This is a genomic window from Amycolatopsis sp. NPDC005961, from assembly GCF_040629235.1.
Classification (GTDB): Bacteria; Actinomycetota; Actinomycetes; order Mycobacteriales; family Pseudonocardiaceae; genus Amycolatopsis; species Amycolatopsis camponoti.
In genome coordinates this window covers 12023-29004 of record NZ_JBEXVF010000057.1, presented here as the reverse complement: position 1 = coordinate 29004, position 16982 = coordinate 12023, and the positions used below count along the sequence as shown (strand labels likewise).

The 16982-nt window shown below is 71.7% G+C and carries 18 protein-coding genes; 8 read left to right on the top strand and 10 right to left on the bottom strand.

What is annotated here, in order from left to right; genetic code table 11:
* Positions 1–22 precede the first annotated feature (22 nt).
* Entirely contained in the window at positions 23–688 is a 666-nt protein-coding gene (locus tag ABZ342_RS36405; protein WP_360483014.1) for a hypothetical protein, read from the top strand.
* On the opposite strand, the gene ABZ342_RS36400 is transcribed toward ABZ342_RS36405, so the two are convergent.
* Both ABZ342_RS36400 and ABZ342_RS36395 read right to left on the bottom strand, forming a co-directional pair.
* The gene (locus ABZ342_RS36400) at positions 666–2789 is read right to left on the bottom strand and encodes a DUF2156 domain-containing protein (protein ID WP_360483011.1); all 2124 of its coding nucleotides are present in this window, start codon (positions 2787–2789) and stop codon (positions 666–668) included. The genes ABZ342_RS36405 and ABZ342_RS36400 overlap by 23 nt on opposite strands.
* 112 nt (positions 2790–2901) lie before the next feature.
* Positions 2902–3597: a haloacid dehalogenase-like hydrolase gene (locus ABZ342_RS36395; protein ID WP_360483008.1), complete on the bottom strand. Its 696-nt coding sequence runs from the start codon at positions 3595–3597 to the stop codon at positions 2902–2904.
* A gap of 105 nt (positions 3598–3702) precedes the next feature.
* Here ABZ342_RS36395 and ABZ342_RS36390 point away from each other — a divergent pair, with 105 nt between their 5' ends.
* A complete protein-coding gene (locus ABZ342_RS36390; RefSeq protein ID WP_360483005.1) occupies positions 3703–4707 on the top strand; it encodes an ABC transporter permease in 1005 nt (334 codons plus the stop codon).
* Here the strand turns inward: ABZ342_RS36390 and ABZ342_RS36385 are convergent.
* The 6 genes from ABZ342_RS36385 to ABZ342_RS36360 form a co-directional block, all read right to left on the bottom strand.
* Complete coding sequence (locus ABZ342_RS36385; protein ID WP_155545423.1) at positions 4645–5055, bottom strand: secondary thiamine-phosphate synthase enzyme YjbQ; 411 nt, start codon at positions 5053–5055, stop codon at positions 4645–4647. The genes ABZ342_RS36390 and ABZ342_RS36385 overlap by 63 nt on opposite strands.
* A gap of 17 nt (positions 5056–5072) precedes the next feature.
* Entirely contained in the window at positions 5073–5717 is a 645-nt protein-coding gene (locus ABZ342_RS36380) for a response regulator transcription factor (RefSeq protein WP_360483002.1), read from the bottom strand.
* 171 nt (positions 5718–5888) lie between these two features.
* The gene (locus ABZ342_RS36375) at positions 5889–7196 is read right to left on the bottom strand and encodes a sensor domain-containing protein (RefSeq protein WP_360482999.1); all 1308 of its coding nucleotides are present in this window, start codon (positions 7194–7196) and stop codon (positions 5889–5891) included.
* A gap of 151 nt (positions 7197–7347) precedes the next feature.
* Positions 7348–7548 carry a hypothetical protein gene (locus tag ABZ342_RS36370; RefSeq protein ID WP_360482996.1) on the bottom strand — a complete coding sequence of 67 codons (201 nt, stop codon included), beginning with the start codon at positions 7546–7548 and terminating at the stop codon, positions 7348–7350.
* Positions 7549–7555: 7 nt separating this feature from the next.
* Positions 7556–8665 carry an acyl-CoA desaturase gene (locus ABZ342_RS36365; RefSeq protein ID WP_360482993.1) on the bottom strand — a complete coding sequence of 370 codons (1110 nt, stop codon included), beginning with the start codon at positions 8663–8665 and terminating at the stop codon, positions 7556–7558.
* Positions 8666–8675: 10 nt separating this feature from the next.
* Positions 8676–9743: an FAD-binding oxidoreductase gene (locus ABZ342_RS36360; RefSeq protein ID WP_360482990.1), complete on the bottom strand. Its 1068-nt coding sequence runs from the start codon at positions 9741–9743 to the stop codon at positions 8676–8678.
* 92 nt (positions 9744–9835) lie between these two features.
* Between ABZ342_RS36360 and ABZ342_RS36355 the strand changes: the two genes are divergently transcribed.
* The 5 genes from ABZ342_RS36355 to ABZ342_RS36335 all read left to right on the top strand — a co-directional run bounded on the left by ABZ342_RS36355 (position 9836) and on the right by ABZ342_RS36335 (position 14146).
* Entirely contained in the window at positions 9836–10489 is a 654-nt protein-coding gene (locus ABZ342_RS36355) for a TetR family transcriptional regulator (RefSeq protein ID WP_360482987.1), read from the top strand.
* 123 nt (positions 10490–10612) lie between these two features.
* Entirely contained in the window at positions 10613–11725 is a 1113-nt protein-coding gene (locus ABZ342_RS36350) for a Re/Si-specific NAD(P)(+) transhydrogenase subunit alpha (RefSeq protein WP_155545430.1), read from the top strand.
* 5 nt (positions 11726–11730) lie between these two features.
* Positions 11731–12033, top strand: a complete 303-nt coding sequence (locus tag ABZ342_RS36345) for an NAD(P) transhydrogenase subunit alpha (RefSeq protein WP_155547303.1) — start codon at positions 11731–11733, stop codon at positions 12031–12033.
* Positions 12030–13418, top strand: a complete 1389-nt coding sequence (locus ABZ342_RS36340) for an NAD(P)(+) transhydrogenase (Re/Si-specific) subunit beta (RefSeq protein WP_360482984.1) — start codon at positions 12030–12032, stop codon at positions 13416–13418. The genes ABZ342_RS36345 and ABZ342_RS36340 overlap by 4 nt, the downstream gene beginning before the upstream one ends.
* Positions 13415–14146, top strand: coding sequence for a lipoate--protein ligase family protein (locus tag ABZ342_RS36335; protein WP_360482981.1), 732 nt, complete (start codon positions 13415–13417; stop codon positions 14144–14146). The genes ABZ342_RS36340 and ABZ342_RS36335 overlap by 4 nt, the downstream gene beginning before the upstream one ends.
* A 63-nt stretch (positions 14147–14209) precedes the next feature.
* On the opposite strand, the gene ABZ342_RS36330 is transcribed toward ABZ342_RS36335, so the two are convergent.
* Positions 14210–14671 (bottom strand): histone-like nucleoid-structuring protein Lsr2, encoded by a 462-nt coding sequence (locus ABZ342_RS36330; protein WP_230862704.1) that lies wholly within the window; start codon positions 14669–14671, stop codon positions 14210–14212.
* A 137-nt stretch (positions 14672–14808) separates the two neighbouring features.
* On the opposite strand from ABZ342_RS36330, the gene ABZ342_RS36325 reads away from it, so the two are divergent.
* Positions 14809–16203 carry an NAD(P)/FAD-dependent oxidoreductase gene (locus ABZ342_RS36325; protein ID WP_360482977.1) on the top strand — a complete coding sequence of 465 codons (1395 nt, stop codon included), beginning with the start codon at positions 14809–14811 and terminating at the stop codon, positions 16201–16203.
* Here ABZ342_RS36325 and ABZ342_RS36320 read toward each other — a convergent pair whose 3' ends face one another.
* Entirely contained in the window at positions 16204–16641 is a 438-nt protein-coding gene (locus ABZ342_RS36320; RefSeq protein ID WP_360482974.1) for a hypothetical protein, read from the bottom strand.
* Positions 16642–16982: the final 341 nt, after the last annotated feature.

Here is a 16982-nt window from a genome sequence, read left to right as displayed (position 1 = left end):
CGGGGTTCGGCAGGCTGAACCCATGGACGAACGCCTCGCCCGCATCCGGATCGCCGCGTTCTCCGTGCTCGGCGTCGCCGGGGTCCTGCTGCTCTTCGGGCCGCTCCTGGCGAAAGCGTGGAGCTGGCTCGTCCGGTCCCGGGAGCCGGACTGGTGGGGCGCGGCCGGGCAGTGGGCCGGCGCCGTCGGGACCGTCGCGGCCGTGGCCGTCGCGCTGTGGATCGCCATCCGGGACGGCCAGGTGGCGCGGGCGGACCGCGCGAAGCGGGAGCTGCGCGAGTGGCAGGAGCAGGCCGCGAAGGTCACCGCGTGGATCGAAACCACGGCGGCGGGCGAGGTCTGCATGATCGTGTCCAACGCCAACTCCGAGGCGGTGCACCACGTGGTCGTCTCGTTCGACCTCGTGCGGGTCCTGCCGATGACCGGGTCGACCCTGCACCGCGGGCCGGAGATCGAACCGGACGAGTACCTCTACGCCGTGCTCCCGCCGGGGAAGTGGCGCATGCCGGTGCGCGACGGCCGGCGGATGGAGCACACCACGCCCGGCGTGATGCTCGCCTTCACCGACTCCCGCAACGGGCACTGGCTCCGGCTGACCGACGGCACCCTGATCGAGAAGACCCAGAACGTCGTCAGCCGCCGGAAGATCCAGTTCCCGCAGCGGATCAGCGTCCCCGAGAGCTACTGACCAGCTTCGCCAGCTCGCGCAGCCGGACGTCCGGCAGGTAGGCTCGGCTCAGCGCCAGCCCGATCCGCGGCAGGTCCGCCTCGTCGCGGTAAGCCAGGTACAGCGGCACGTGCCGCGGCTGGAACTTCGCCTTGAACGCGTGCAGGGAACGGAATCCGTAGTACGGCTCCATGACCTTGCCCAGCGACTCCAGCGCCCGGTCGACCGTGCGCGCCGGGCCGGCGTCGCCCGTGCGGGCCAGCGGCGCGCCCGACAGCGAGACGAACCGCGCGCCCTCCTCGCGGAACCGCACGCACGCCGACGCGATCAGGAACTCCATCACCGGGCGGAATCCGTGCGGGCTGCGGCGCATGACGTCCAGCGTCCAGCCGCCCACCTTGCCCGCGCCCGTGTGGACCGGCAGCCACGACGTCACGCCGTGGACCGTGCCCTCCGCGTCGACCGCCAGGCCGACCCGCGTCGCCGGGTCCATCGCCTCGTCGAGGCCGCCGAGGGTGAAGCCCATCTCGGGCATGGCCTTGTCGGCCATCCACTGCTCCGACAGCGCCCTGACCTGCGCGAGGATGGGTTCCGGCTGGTCGGCCAAGCGGACCAGCCGGAAGTCGATGTCCTGCTTGGCGGCCTTGTTCAGCGCCGACCGGACGTCCTGCCACGCCTTGCCGCGGAACTCCAGCCCCTCCAGGTCGAGCACGTTGTCCTCGGCGACCTGGACGTGCTGCCAGCCCAGCTCGCGCGTCGCCGCGACCGTCTCCTCCGTCGCGGAGAACACGCACGGCACGAGGCCGGTGTTCTCGCACATCAGCGTGAACTCGGTGACGGTGGCCGCCGCCGTGCCGTCCGGCGCGATCGGGTCGCCGAGCGCGACGGCGACGCCCGCGTGCCGGCGGTAGGCGAGGTAGGACCGGCCGTCCTCGCGGACGAAGTAGGTGTTGCGCGGCCAGGTCGTCATCCACGACAGCGTGCTGCCGCCGTGGCGCCCGAGCAGGGTGCGGGCCAGCGCCGCCCCGGGACCCTGCGTGTGCCGCCGCAGGCGTCGCCGCGACGGGACGCGGAAGGCGCGCTGCCCGGCGATCAGGACGACCAGCAGGACCGTCCACAAGAGATTGTCGACGAAGAACAACGGCAGGCCCGTGGTGTCGTAGTCCGCGCCGAAGACGTCGGCCAGCCCGTAGAGCGTGGCGTCGCCGAGGGCCTGCAGGGTGACGAAGACCGCCAGTGCGACGGCCCAGCGCCACGCGACGCGGCCGCCCTTGCGCAGCCCGTTGAGCATCGGCACCACGACCAGCACGAGGACCGCCAGCTCCGGCGCCGACAGCGAAACCGCCTCGGTGGAGCCGAACGGGCCTTCGCCGGGCACCAGGAACATCACGACCTCGGCGATGGTGAGCAGCAGCAGGCCGGCGACGGTCAGCAGCCGCCATTCCCGCAGGTTCGGCCCTGCCGACGGCACCCGCCGCGAGCCGACGAGCCGGTTGCCGAGCGGGATCGCCGCGAGCAGCGCGAAAAAGTGCACGAGGTCGGCCAGCGTGCCGACGTAGATGATCGCGACCCCGGCGTACACGCAGAGCCCGGCCCGCAGCCGCAGCGCCCACGGCGGCCGCAGCGTCGCGCTGGCGACCGCGACCGCGGCGAGCGCGCCGCCGGAGAACCCGACGTCGAGGCTGCCCGCCATGCGCTCGGCCCACAGCCAGCCGGAGTTGCGGCACAGCGCGAGGAACTGCGTCGCGACGAGCACCGAGACGAACTGGCCGCCGATGGTCACGGCCATCGCGCGCCGCGTGCCCAGCTGCCACTCGGCGAAGCCGGCGAAGAGCGCGAAGCTGCCGACCATCGGAAGGTAGAACCACGGGACGACGGCGAAGAACGGCCCGGTGAGCATGGTCCACCACCGGCCCGACTCCAGCGACGGCAGCCCGTACGCGATGAACGGGTAGGCCGCGCGGTCTTCGGCGGCGCTCCAGAGCGCCCCCGACGCGACGGCCAGCACGAGCATCGCGAGCACGACGGTGCTGGTGAACGGCAGGCGCTGCCTGAGCACCGCGACCGTGCCGCGGATGCGTCCCCCTCCGGCGAGCTCTGCCGCCGACGCTGCTTCAGTCATGTCGGACAGCATGGCGACTGTCCGCCCCTGTCCACATCGGGAATACGAAGGACTTCGACCCCTAAGGGGTCGTCCTTTGGAATGAGGGTTGACCCCCTCTGAAGGACGACTTTCAGCTGAGCACGGCGGTCCGCACGAGGTCGGTGTCGGCGAGGTCCGGCAGCACGATGTGCGCGCCGGTCGCCCGCAGTTCGTCGGCGCTGTAGAGCCCGGTCGCGACGGCGATCGAGAGCGCGCCGTGGGCCAGTGCGGCTTTGACGTCGTTCGGGGTGTCCCCGACGACGACCACCTTGTCGGCGTCGAACGCCGTGCCGTGCTTGGCCGCCGCCAGCCCCACCGCGTGCGGGACCAGGTCGGGGCGGTGCACGGAGAGCGTGCCGTAGCCGCCGATGTCGAGGTCGAGGTGCTCGTGCAGGCCGAACGCGACGAGCTTGTGTCGCGAGATCTCCGGCAGGTTGCCGGTGACGAGCGACTGGACGACGCCGTCGTCGCCGGCGAACGCGGTCAGCGCCTCGGCGGCGCCCGGGAGCGCGCGGGCTTCCGTCGCGAAGCGGTGCGCCGCGCGTTCGGACTCCGCCACCAGGGCCCCGAACATGGCCCGGATCGTGTCCGGGGCGGGGTCGAAGCCGTTCGCGGTGAGCAGCTCGGTGGTGGTCGCCAGTTCGGTGCGACCGCCGAACACCGGGTGGACGCGCATGGTCCCGCCGGTCGCGGCGGTGAACGCGGCCGCGTACCAGGTCATGCCCAGTCCGGCGAAGTCCACGAGCGTGTGGTCGATGTCCCAGAGCACCAGCCGCTTCTTCGTCACGAGGTCGAGGTTACCGGCGGCACTATTCAACACGCGTTGACTTCTTGGCGGCACGGTCGTACCTTGGCTATTAATTCAACAAGCGACGAATAACTGGAGGTTGTCATGACCGGTCCTGTCCGGCGCCCCGCCGGGGCGTTCGCCCTGGTCGCCGCCGTGGCCGGCGCGCTGGTGGCCGTGGTGCTCGGGTTCCTCACCTTCGGCGCGCAGGCCACGGCCGCGCCGGACGGCGTCCCGGTCGCGGTCGCCGCGCCGCCCGAGATCGCGCAGCGCATCGCGGCGCACGGCGGTGGCCAGCTCACGTGGACGGTCGCGTCCCCGGCCGACGCCCGGAAGCTGCTGGAGGACAAGAAGGTCTACGGCGTGCTCGAAATCGGGCCGGGACCGTCCGCGACCGTGGTGACCTCGGGGGCGGTCAACCCGTCGGGCACCCAGGTCGCGCAGCAGGCACTGACCGGCGCGGCGTCCGCGCTGGGCGGCGCCCCGAAGCAGGAGGTGGTGCACCCGGTGAGCGTCGCCGGGCGGACCGCGCCGCTGGCCGCGTCCGCGCTGGCCTGGATCGGCGCGCTCGTCGCGGGTCTGGCGCTGACGCAGCTGGCCGAGCGCACCGGCCGCACGGTCGGCGCCGGCGCGCGGTTCCTGCAGGTCGCCGGCGCCGGGGTGCTGGTGACGGCGGCCGTCGCCGGGTTCTTCGCACTGTGGGACGCCGCGCTCCCGCTCGACGCCGGCGTCCTCGGGTTCGTCTTCCTCGCCGCGACGGCGTTCGCGGCCGTGCAAGCGGGCCTGCTGCGCCTGCTGGGGCTGCGCGCGATGGCCGTGCTCGGCCCGCTCTACCTGGTCGCGCCGGCGGTGGCCGGGCAGGTGCCGGAGCTGCTGAACCCGGCCTACCGCACGCTGCTGTGGTCGTGGACGCCGTTCCGCTTCTCGACCGAAGGCCTGCGAAGCCTGCTTCAGGGCGTGCCGGACGCGCCCGACGTCGTGACCGGGGTCTGGGTGCTCGGCGCGTTGCTGGCGGCGGGGCTGCTGCTCGCGCTGTGGCCCGGCCGGTCAGCCCGCGAGGAGGCTGAACCGCACCTTGCGGACCGGGTTGTCGAGGTTGGTGTCCACTAGGCAGATCGACTGCCAGGTCCCGAGGGCGAGGACGCCGCCGAGCACCGGGATCGTCGCGTAGGGCGGCACCAGCGCCGGGAGCACGTGGTCACGGCCGTGACCCGGGCTCCCGTGCCGGTGCCGCCAGCGGCCGTCGCGGGGGAGCAGCTCGTCGAGCGCGGTGAGGAGGTCCTCGTCGCTGCCGGCGCCGGTCTCGAGGATCGCCAGCCCGGCGGTGGCGTGCGGGACCCAGACGTGCAGCAGCCCGTCGGTCGCGTCCGCGTCGCGCAGGAACGACTCGGCCTCGTGGGTGAGGTCGTGGACGACGGCTTCGGAGCCGGTGCGGACCTCGATCTCGGTGGAGTACATGGGTCCCAGCGTAAGGCTCAGGAGTCCAGGTAGCGCAGCACCGCGAGCACCCGGCGGTTGTCCCCTTCGGACGGTGGCAGGCCGAGCTTGCCGAAGATCGACGTCACGTACTTCTCGACCGACCCGGCCGAGAGGAACAGCTTCGCGGCGATCGCGGAGTTCGACCGGCCTTCCGCCATCAGGCCCAGGACTTCGCGCTCCCGCGGGGTGAGGCCGCCGAGCGCGTCGGTCTGGCGGGTGGCCGAGAACAGCTGGCTGACGACCTCGGGATCGAGCACCGTCTCGCCGTCCGCGACGCGGCGCAGGGCGTCGAGGAAGTCCGACACCTCGGCGACGCGGTCCTTGAGCAGGTAGCCGACGCCGCCCGCGCGGTCGGCCAGCAGCTGGGCCGCGTACTTGGTCTCGACGTACTGGGAGAACAGCAGGATCGCGCGGCCGGGCGACGCGCGACGCAGCGAGATCGCCGCCCGCAGGCCTTCATCGGTGTGCGTCGGCGGCATCCGGATGTCCACAATGGACACATCAGGAGTGTGCGCTTCGACGGCGGCGTGCAGCGCGTCGGCGTCCTTCACCGCGGCGACGACCTCGTGGCCGCGGAAGGTCAGCAGCTCGACGAGACCCTGGCGCAGGATGGTGGAGTCCTCCGCGATGACGATCCGCATGCCGCGACCCTAGCGGGGCAGCGGCACCCGCGCGGTCACTTCGGTCGGGCCGCTCGGGGTTTCCGCTTTTCGATTCGCTTCGGCCCCGGGGTCCGGATCCCGCCGCTCGGGGGTGCTGGCCGCGGTTTCATTCTGCGATCCGCTTCGGCGGGGCCCCGGCTCCTGCCGCTCCTAGCGGGGCAGCGGCACCCGCGCGGTCACTTCGGTCGGGCCGCCCACCGGGCTCGCGACGGTCAGCTCGCCGTCGACCGTGCGCAGCCGTTCGGCTACCCCGGCCAGCCCGCCACCCGGGACGAGCCGGGCACCTCCCCGGCCGCGGTCGCGTACCCGCAGCCACAGCACGTCGCGCTCTTCCGTTACTTCGACGTACGTCGTCGTCCCGCTGTGCTTCGCCGCGTTCGTGAGCAGCTCGGCGGCGCTGAAGTACACGATCGTCTCCAGGGACGGTGGCGGGCGGCGGGGCAGGTCGACCGCCACCCTCGCGTCCATCCCGGACGTCGCGACCAGGGTGGCCAGCGCGACGTCGAGCCCCGCGTCGAGGGCGGCCGGGTGGATGCCGCGGGCGAGGTCGCGCAGCTCGGTCAGGGCCTGCTTCGCGTTCGTGTGGGCGGCCGTGACCAGCTGCTTGACCTGGGGGAGGTCGACGTCTTCCAGCTCGTCCTTGGCCAGCCCGAGCTTCATGGCGAGCGCCACGAGCTGGGCCTGCGCGCCGTCGTGCAGGTCGCGCTCGATGCGTCGCAGCCGGAGCGCGGAATCCTCGACCGCGGTGGCCCGGCTCGCTTCGAGGTCGCGGACGCGTTCGGACAGCTCCCGCGCGCCGAGCAGGCCGACGACGAGCATCCGGTCGAGGGCGACGAACGCGTGCGTCACCCACGGGAGCGCCACGAGCACCAGCAGCCCCGACGCCGACCAGGCGAGCGAACCGACCCAATTCGCCGCCTGGATGTCGAACACGTCCAGGTGGTCCACGCCGAGCGGCCACCACAAGAAGGCGAACGGGGTCGCGGCCACGGCATAGACGGTGGCGGAGATCGTCGTGGCCATCCCGGCGAGAGTCAGGGGGACGCGCAGCAGCAGGTAGCCGGCGGCGCGCCAGCCGGCCGGGTCGCCGACGCGGGCGCGGACCCAGGCCCACAACCCGGGCTTCAGCTCGGCCCGCCGCGGGGCGGGCACGCTCACGCCGAGCAGCGCCTTGGCGAGGCCGCGGTGCGCCGCGCCGATGCCGCGGGCGTAGGAGAGGGTGCCGGCGAGGACGAGGAAGCCGAACAGCACCGGGGTCAGGGCCAGGCCCAGCGCCAGGAGCACGAGAAAGCTGAACAGCGAGAAGAGGGTCAGCGGGCCGGAGAGCCCCAGCCAGGCGTACTCGGCCCAGAAGTCGCGCGCGGCCAACGGCCCGAACATCCGGCGCAGCGGGCGGGGGCGGGGGACTTCGAGGCTGGTCACGGATCCAGTCTGACCGGGGCGGGAGGCTCTGCCCATCCGGTTTTCCCCCTGGTGCGGCCCGGGGAAAACGCCGGTTCTCCGCGGAGGCGCCCCCGTCTTCCACGTTACCGGGCGGCACCGACAGTTCCGGCGCCGAAAGCCGGCGGAGGCCACCTCTTGTCCCCAAGGTGGCCCCCGCCGGCTCGTCTCACGGCGCGTCCGGGTCGTCCACCCGGGCCTTCTGCGCGGCCTCGCGCATCTCGATGACGTCGGTCAGCCAGTCACCCGTCTCGCGGGCGATGTCGCGGATCGCGCCCGTGATGATCGACGCTATGTTGCCGACGTGCGTCGCGGCCGATTCGGTGATCACCTGCAGGGTGTCCTTCTCCCGTTCGAACTGGCCCACCATGTCACCCTCACGCTGCTCGGAGCTGCCGGTCGGGTTCCACGGTAGCCGTCGACGGCGAACTCTGCGGGAGAGCCAGCTTCACGATCTTCTTCGCCACCGACCAGAGCTGCTTGTGCAGCGGGCCCGTGTGGTACGGCAGCCCGTACTTCTCGCAGATCGCGCGCACCTCGCCGGCGATCTCCGGGTAGCGGCGCGCCGGGATGTCGGGGAACAGGTGGTGCTCGATCTGGTGCGACAGGTTGCCGCTCATGATGTGGAACAGCGGGCTGCCCGTGATGTTCGCCGAGCCGAGGATCTGGCGCAGGTACCACTGCCCGCGCGACTCGTTCTCGGTCTCTTCTTCGGTGAAGCTCTCGACGTCGGCGGGGAAGTGGCCGCAGAAGATGATCGAGAACGACCACAGGTTGCGGACCAGGTTCGCGGTCGCGTTGCCCGCGAAGGTCAGCGGCGCGAGCGGCCCGGTCAGCAGCGGGAACAGGACGTAGTCCTTGCCGACCTGCCGCGAAGCCTTCTTCAGGATGCGCCGCAGCACCGGCACGTTCTCGGCCCACGACCGCTCGCCCTTGACGACGTTCTCGACCTCGAGGTCGTGCAGCATCACGCCCCACTGGAAGAACAGCGCCAGCAGCGTCGCGTACACCGGGTTGCCCAGGTAGTACGGGTGCCACTTCTGCGCGGTGTCCATCCGCAGGATCCCGTACCCGACGTCGCGGTCCTTGTCGACGATGTTCGTGTACGTGTGGTGGATGTAGTTGTGCGAGTGCCGCCAGTTCTCCGCCGGCGCCACCGTGTCCCACTCGAACCGCTGCGAGCTCAGCGCCGGGTCGCGCGTCCAGTCGTACTGGCCGTGCATGACGTTGTGGCCGATCTCCATGTTGTCGAGGATCTTGGCCACCGACAGCGCGCCGACACCGGCGAGCCACGCGGGCGGGAAGAACCCGGCGAACAGCAGTGCCCGCCCGGCGACCTCCAGTCCGCGCTGCGTCTTGATGATGCTGTGGATGTAGTCGACGTCTTCCTGGCCGAGGGAGTCGACGGTGCGCTGCCGCAGCGCGTCGAGCTCGCGGCCGAACTCCTCGACCTGTTCCGGGGTCAGGCGGTCCTGCAGACCGGTCATGGCAGTCTCCCTACGCGTCGATCTCGACGTCCCCGACGGGGACGGAGATGCAGAGCTGGATTTCTTCGTCTTCTTCGCCGGAGATCTCGCCCGTCTTGGCGTTGCGGACGCGCCCGGCGGTCTTGAGCTGGGTGCAGGAGAAGCAGATGCCCATCCGGCAGCCGTGCTCCGGCGACAGGCCCGCTTCCTCGGCCTGCTCCAGCAACGGCTTCCCCGAGTTGGCGCACTCGCGCCCGCTGCGCTTGAAGCGGACCTGGCCCTCGGCGTTCGCCGTGTCGAAGGTCAACGCCGGCGGCGTGAACTCTTCGGTGTGCACGCGTTCACCCAGCTGCTCGCGCACCGCGTCCATCAGTGGCTTCGGGCCGCAGACGAACGCCTCCGCGTCGCGGTACCACGGTGCGACGCGCTCGAGGTGCTCCGGCGAGAAGAACCCGCGCAGGTCTCCGCCGCCGGTGTGGGTGTAGGCGTGGACGACCCGCAGGCCCGGGTGCCGGGCCGCGAGCTCGGCCAGTTCCGTGCGGTAGAGCGCGTCGGCCGGGCCGTTCGAGTAGTGCAGGAACACGATCTCGCCGGTGTGGCCCTCGTCGACCAGCGTGCGGGCCATGGCGAGCACCGGCGTGACGCCGCTGCCGCCGCTGACCAGCAGCACGCGGTCCGGGCGGGTGGCCGGCAGCGTGAACGTGCCGTCCGGAGTGGACAGACCGACCACGGAGCCGGCGCCGAGCGCGCGGTTGAGGTGCCCGGAGACCAGGCCTTGTTCCTTGACGGTGAACTCCAGCTCGCCGTCGTACTGCGAACCGCACGGCGAATAGCAGCGCGTGCGCCGGACGCCGTCGATCTCCACCTGCAGGCGGACGTACTGCCCGGCGGTGAAGCCGGGCCACGCGCGGCTGGGCCGGACGGTGAGGGTGACGGTGTCCGGAGTCTGCTTGCGCACCGCCGTGACCAGGCCGCGGATCTCGCGGCGCACCAGCATCGGGTCGACGAGCTCCAGGTAGCGGTCCATCCCGTGCGGCGTCAGCAACGCCTCGGCCAGCGAAGCGAGGCTGCGTACCCGCCGGGGGATGAGCGCCGTCATCGGGTCCTCCTCGGTTACAGTGAACGACTGTACACTCAACAGTGCACTGCAGGAGTGGACTGCCTGTCAACGCGTGAAGCGGAGGATGTGACGTGAGCAACGCGGTGGACATCCGTACGCTGGACCTCGTGTCGGAAGAGCCGGTGAGCCGCCAGGAGCGCAAGCAGCGCACGCGCCAGGCGTTGCTGGACACCGCCCTGGACCTGCTGGCCGACCGTCCGTTCGCGACGCTTTCCCTGCGCGAGGTCGCGAAGGGCGCCGGGCTCGTGCCGACGGCGTTCTACCGGCACTTCGCCTCGATGGAGGAACTCGGCGTCGCGCTCGTCGAAGAAGCGACGCGCACCCTGCGCGGCATGATGCGTTCGGCGCGCACCGACCCCGACACCTACCAGGGGATGATCAGCGCTTCGGTGGCCACGGTCCACCAATTCGTCCGGGCGAACGAGGACCATTTCCGGTTCCTGACGCGCGAGCGCTACGGCGGCGGCCCGCTCGCCCGGTCCATCGCCGTGGAACTGCGGATGTTCTCCGGCGACCTCGCGATCGACCTCGCCCGGTTCGCCCCGCTGCGCGCGTGGAGCACCGAAGACCTGCACATGCTGGCCGACTTGATCGTTTCCGTGATGATCACGACCACGGTCGAACTGCTGGAAGCCCGGCCGGGTGAAGACGCGAAAATCACCGCGACGGCGGAGAAACGCCTGCGCCTGATCCTGCTCGGCATCCCCCACTGGAAAACGAACTGAACGTACCCCTTACGGCGCTCGTATCTTCTGGCACAACCCCCGGACTTGCGACCCAGGTCACTGGGGACTGTCGGTCCGGCGTGGTACAACCCTCGGATCGTGCCTCGCCGATGAGGAGGTCGTGTGGCCGACAGCGAACAGCATCAGCAGCTCACCGTGGGTGTGGTGACCGAATCACGCCCCGGGGAGCGCCGGGTGGCGATGGTGCCCAAACTGGTCGGGCGGCTCGCGCAACGCGGGTTGCGCGTCCTGGTCGAACCGGGTGCCGGCTCTCGGGCGTACCTGAGTGACGACGCGTTCACCCAGGCGGGCGCCGAGCTCGGCGACGCGTGGGGCGCGGACATCGTCGTGAAGGTGAACCCGCCCGCGCCGGAAGAGGTGGCGAAGCTGGCCCGGGGCACCGTCCTCGTCGGCTTCCTCGACCCGCGCGGCAACCCGGAGGGGCTCGCGAAGCTCGAAGAAGCGGGCCTGCGGGCGTTCGCGATGGAGGCGGTCCCGCGGATCTCCCGGGCGCAGGCGATGGACGCGCTGTCGTCACAGGCCAGCATCGGCGGCTACCGCGCGGTGCTGCTCGCGGCGCAGAAGCTCCCGCGCTTCTTCCCGATGCTCACCACCGCGGCGGGCACCGTGCCGCCGGCGAAGGTGCTGGTGCTCGGCGCCGGCGTCGCCGGGCTGCAGGCACTGGCCACGGCGAAGCGGCTCGGCGCGCAGACCACCGGCTACGACGTCCGGCCCGAGGTCGGCGAGCAGGTCAAGTCACTCGGTGCGCAGTTCCTGGACCTCGGCATCGAGGCGGTCGGCGAAGGCGGGTACGCCCGCGAGCTGACGCCGGAGGAGCGCGACGAGCAGCAGCGGCGGCTCACCGAGGCGATCACGAGGTTCGACGTCGTGATCACCACGGCGCTGGTGCCGGGCCGCAAGGCCCCGACGCTGGTCACCGCGGACGCCGTCAAGGGCATGCCGGCCGGGTCGGTCGTGGTCGACCTCGCCGGCGAGACCGGCGGCAACTGCGAGCTGACCAAGCCGGGGGAGGACGTCGTGGAGCACGACGTCACGATTTCGTCCCCGCTGAACCTGCCCGCCGAAATGCCTTCGCACGCGAGCGAGCTGTACGCGCGCAACGTCACCGAGCTGCTGGAGCTGCTCGTGACGAAGGAAGGCGCGCTGGAGCTGAACTTCGAAGACGAGATCGTCGCCGGTGCCTGCGTGGCCGGGCGCGAAGGGAGCGCGTCGTGAGCCCACTGGTGCAGAACCTGGCGGTGCTCGTGCTCGCCGGGTTCGTCGGCTTCGCCGTCATTTCCAAGGTGCCCAACACCTTGCACACCCCGCTGATGTCCGGCACCAACGCCATCCACGGCATCGTCCTGCTGGGCGGGCTGGTCGTGCTCGGCCTCGGCGTCGACGGCGTCTTCAACAAGATCCTGCTGGTGATCGCGATCGCCTTCGGCACGATCAACGTCGTCGGCGGCTTCCTGGTCACCGACCGGATGCTGTCGATGTTCAAGGGCAAGAAGCCCGCGCCGGCCGAGGAGGAGGAGAAGTGACCGACTTCGTCGCGATCCTCTACATCGTCGCGTTCGCCCTCTTCATCTACGGCCTGATGGGCCTGACCGGCCCGCGCACCGCGGTCCGCGGCAACTGGATCGCCGCCGTCGGCATGGGCATCGCGGTGATCGCCACCCTGCTCACCCCGGGCATGGGCAACTGGCTGCTGATCGTCCTCGGCGTCGCGATCGGCGCGGTGGTCGGCGTGCCGTCGGCGCGCAAGGTCAAGATGACCGCGATGCCGCAGATGGTGGCGCTGTTCAACGGCGTCGGCGGTGGCGCGGTCGCGCTCATCGCGTGGGTCGAGTTCAACTCCACCGACGGCTACGCGCACGAGCCGGCGTACATCGCGATCGCGTCGCTGTTCGCCGCGATCATCGGCTCGATCTCCTTCTGGGGCTCGAACGTCGCGTTCGGCAAGCTCCAGGAGCTGATCAGCGGCCGCCCGATCACCATGGGCAAGCTGCAGCAGCCGATCAACGCGCTGCTCCTGCTGATCGCGCTGGCCTGCGCGGTCGGCATCATCGCGGGCGGCGACTCGTGGCTGCTGATCGTCGGGCTGCTCGTCGCGGCCGGCATCCTCGGCCTCACGGTCGTGCTGCCGATCGGCGGCGCGGACATGCCGGTGGTCATCTCGCTGCTCAACGCGTTCACCGGGCTTTCGGCCGCGGCGATGGGTCTCGCGCTGGACAACACGGCGCTGATCGTCGCCGGCATGATCGTCGGCGCGTCCGGCTCGATCCTGACCAACCTGATGGCCAAGGCGATGAACCGGTCCATCCCGGCGATCGTCGCGGGCGGCTTCGGCGGCGGACCCGCGGTAGCGGCCGGTGGCGGGGCGAAGGAAGCTCGCCCGGTGCGCGCGACCAGCGCCGCCGACACGGCGATCCAGATGGCGTACGCCAGCAAGGTCGTCGTGGTGCCCGGGTACGGCATGGCCGTGGCGCAGGCCCAGCACACCGTCCGGGAGATGGCGAAGCTGCTGGAGAAGAAGGGCATCACGGTCGCCTACGCGATCCACCCGGTGGCCGGCCGGATGCCCGGGCACATGAACGTGCTGCTCGCCGAGGCCGACGTGCCCTACGAGCAGCTCAAGGAGATGGACGAGATCAACTCCGAGTTCGCCCAGACCGACGTCGCGCTGGTGATCGGCGCGAACGACGTCACGAACCCGGCCGCGCAGACCGACCCGAGCTCGCCGATCTACGGGATGCCGATCCTCAAGGTCAACGAGAGCCGGTCCGTGATCGTGTTGAAACGCGGGATGGCCTCGGGCTTCGCCGGGATCGACAACGACCTGTTCTACGATCCGAAGACCAGCATGCTCTTCGGGGACGCCAAGTCGTCGGTGGGCGAGATCGTGGAGGAACTCAAAGCGCTATGACGACCGGGTCGGACGTCCGTGCCGCGTTCACGGATCCGGCCGAAAACCTGGCGTTCGACGAAGCGCTCCTCCGGGTCGCGCCGGAGTCACCGGTGCTGTGGCTCTGGCGCAACCCGGTCTGCGTCGTGGTGGGGCGCGGCCAGCGGATCGCGCGCGAAGTGCGCGTTTCGGAGTGTGAGCGCGATGGCGTGCCGGTGCTGCGGCGGGCCAGCGGCGGCGGCACCGTGTTCCACGACCCGGGCAACCTGAACGTCACGCTGGTCCTGCCCGGGCCCACCGACCGGCCGCTGGAGACGCTGGGCAAGGTGATGAGCGCGGCCGTCGACCAGCTCGGGCTGGTTCCGCGGATCGGCGACCGCGGCTTGTTCGTCGAAGACGCGAAGCTGTGCGGCTTCGCGGTGTTCCGGACCAAGACCGGCTTGCTGGCCCACTCGACGTTGCTGGTCGAGACGTCGGCGTCGCTGGTCGGCCGCTACCTGACGAGCGCGCCGGCGGACCCGCGGCCGCTCGACTCCCACCGCAGCCCGGTGGCGTCGCTGGCCGAGCACGGGCTGAACCCCGGGTTCCCGTCGGTCGAGGCGGCGGTGCGGGCGGCGGCGTCGCAGATCCTGGGGACGCTGGTGCCGCGCCCGCCGTCGGCGGCCGAGCTGACGCGGCAGCGGGCGCTGCTGCACACGCGGTACCGGTACCCGTCCTGGCACGCGGACGGTTCCCAGCGCGCGGCCTGAAACGCCAGGAAGGGCACCCCGTCGAGCAGGGTGCCCCTCGTGACTTGTCTGTCTACTGTGGACTTACTCCGCCGCCGAGAACGTGACGCCCGGCACCTTGCGCGCCGCCGCCCGCGTGGTCTTCTTCGGCTCCGCCGCCTTGCGGGTGCGCGTGGTCTTGGCCGGTTCGGCCTTCGCCTTGGTGACCTTCGCGGTGGCCCTGGTGGTGGTCTTCGCGGGCTCGGCCTTCGCGGTCTTGGCGGACGCCGCGCGACGTCCGGCGACCGGCTTCGCCGCCTTCGTCGTCTTCGGGGCCGCCTTCGCCCGGGGCCGCTTCGCGCCCGGGACGATCCGCGGCCGGCGCTTGCGGCCACCGGTCCGCCGGCCCGCGTCGGCGTAGCGCTGCAGCAGCTCACGCAGGGCGTCGGCGTTGGCGAAGGAAAGGTCGATGTCGTAGTCGATACCGTCCAGCCCGAACCCGACGGTCTCGGCGGCGGCTTCGCCGGTGAGATCATCCAGGACCCGCACAGCCGTGTTCTTGGCCACGACAAACCTCCCGTGCTCGAACGTGGTATTCGCGCGCACCGGGGCCGACGGCACCCGGGCCGCCGACTTCTTGCAGCTTCCCGACCGAGGATAGCCGCTGGCTTGCGTGATCCCGCGCGGTGGTGTGCGCTGAACGCATGTCTGGACAGACTTTTGACGTAGTGGTGATCGGCGCGGGTCCGGTGGGGGAGGTGGCCGCCGAACGAGCGGCCCGCGGTGGCCTGAAGGTCGCCCTCGTCGAGCACGAGCGTTTCGGCGGCGAGTGCTCCTACTGGGCGTGCATCCCGAGCAAGGCGTTGCTGCGGCCGGGAAACCTCCTCGCCGCGGCGAAGCGGATCCCCGGCGTGCCGGTCGGCGACCGGCTCGACCCCGCGGCGGTGTTCGCGCGGCGTGACTGGTTCACCGGCAAGGGCGACGACTCGGGCCAGGTCGAATGGGCCCGCGGCGCCGGCATCGAGCCGATCCGCGGCCACGGCGTGATCACCGGTGAGCGGGAGGTGACCCTCGACGGCGACCGGGTGCTGACCGCGCGGCACGCGGTGATCGTGTGCACCGGCAGCGTGCCGAGCAAGCCGTCGATCCCGGGGCTCGACACGGTCCGGGTGTGGGGTTCGCGGGAGGCGACGTCGGCTTCGTCGGTGCCCGGCCGCCTCGGGGTTCTCGGTGGCGGGGTGGTCGGCGTCGAGATGGCGCAGGCGTTCGCGTCGCTCGGCTCGGAGGTGCACCTGGTCATCACGGGCGAGCGGCCGCTGCCGCGCAACGCCACGATCGCCGGCGACCTCGTGTTGCACGGGCTGCGCGAAGCCGGCGTGTACGTGCACACGGAGTCGGGCGTTTCCCGCGTCGCCGCCGTCGACGGTGGCACCGAGCTGACGTTGAAGGACGGCGAGACGCTCGTCGTCGACGAGTTCCTGGTGGCGACCGGGCGCCGGCCCGCGACCGCCGGGCTCGGCCTCGAGGCGTTCGGCATCGAGCCCGGCCGCGCGCTGGAGGTCGACGACACGGGCCGGGCGTCCGCAGTGGACGGTGGCTGGCTGTACGCGGCGGGCGACGTCACCGGCCGCGCCCCGCTGACCCACCAGGGCAAGTACGGCGCCCGCGCGGCGGGGGACACGATCGCGGCGCTGGCCGCGGGCAAGCCGGTGTCCTCGGAGCCGTGGAGCCCGTTCACCGCGACCGCCGACCACAGCGCGGTGCCGCAGGTGGTGTTCACCGACCCGGAGGTCGCGGCCGTCGGCCTGGCGGACGCGCGGCCGGGCTCGGCCGACCGGGTCGTCGACATCGACATCGCGGTGGCGGGCTCGTCACTGCACGCGGACGGCTACACCGGCAAGGCCCGGATGGTCGTCGACACCGAGCGGAACGTCCTCCTGGGCGTGACGTTCGTCGGCCAGGACGTCTCGGAGCTGCTGCACTCGGCGACGATCGCGATCGTCGCCGAGGTGCCGCTCGACCGGCTGTGGCACGCGGTGCCGTCGTTCCCGACGATCAGCGAGGTGTGGCTGCGACTGCTGGAGGCCTACGGGCTCTAGTCACTGAGCGGGCAGGTCCAGGGCGGCTTTCGCGGCCCGGGCCAGGCCGGGATCGTCCGCAGTGGACGGTCCCGGCGCCCAGACCGCCTGCACGACCCGCACGGACGTGCCTTCGATCCGGGACGTGTAGGCGGCGTTCTCGAACCGCGGCGCCGGGGTCGCGCCCCACTTGCCGGTCTCGGAGGCGAGGTCGAGGATCCCGCCCCCGCCGGGCGTGTCCGCGACGGCCTTGAACGCGCCGGCCTGCGCGGCATCGGGGAACTCGACGATCCCGACGGTGACGGCGGCCTCGCGGCCGTCGACGGTGGCGGCGTAGGACGCGCGCCGGACGCCGGAGCAGCTGGTCTGCTGCAGGCTGGCCTGGGCATCCCCGAAGGCGTGGGAGGCACACCGCTGGTCCCGATCGGCGGCGCGGAGGGCGAACTGCAGGCTCCGCACCGGAGCGGCACTGGTCCGCGGCGGCGGCTGAGTAACGGGAGTGGGCGGCCCGCTGGGCGCGGCGGCGGTGTCATCCCCGGAGGTGGCCACGGCGATGGCCGCGACGACCAGGGCGACCAGGAGCCCGATGGCGCCGAGGGGGAGCCAGCGGACGGTCTTCGAGGTGGGGGCGGTTTTTGGAGGGACCGGCCGCGGAGCGGGTGCGCCGGCGGTGGGGGGTTCGGGCGGCAGGGTGATCTGGGCGAGCGTGACGGGGCGGGGTGCGCTTCGCGGGGTTCGTTCGGTTGGGGTGGGGAAGGCGAGTTTTTCGGTTCGTTCGGTGTCGATGTCGGTGCCCGGCT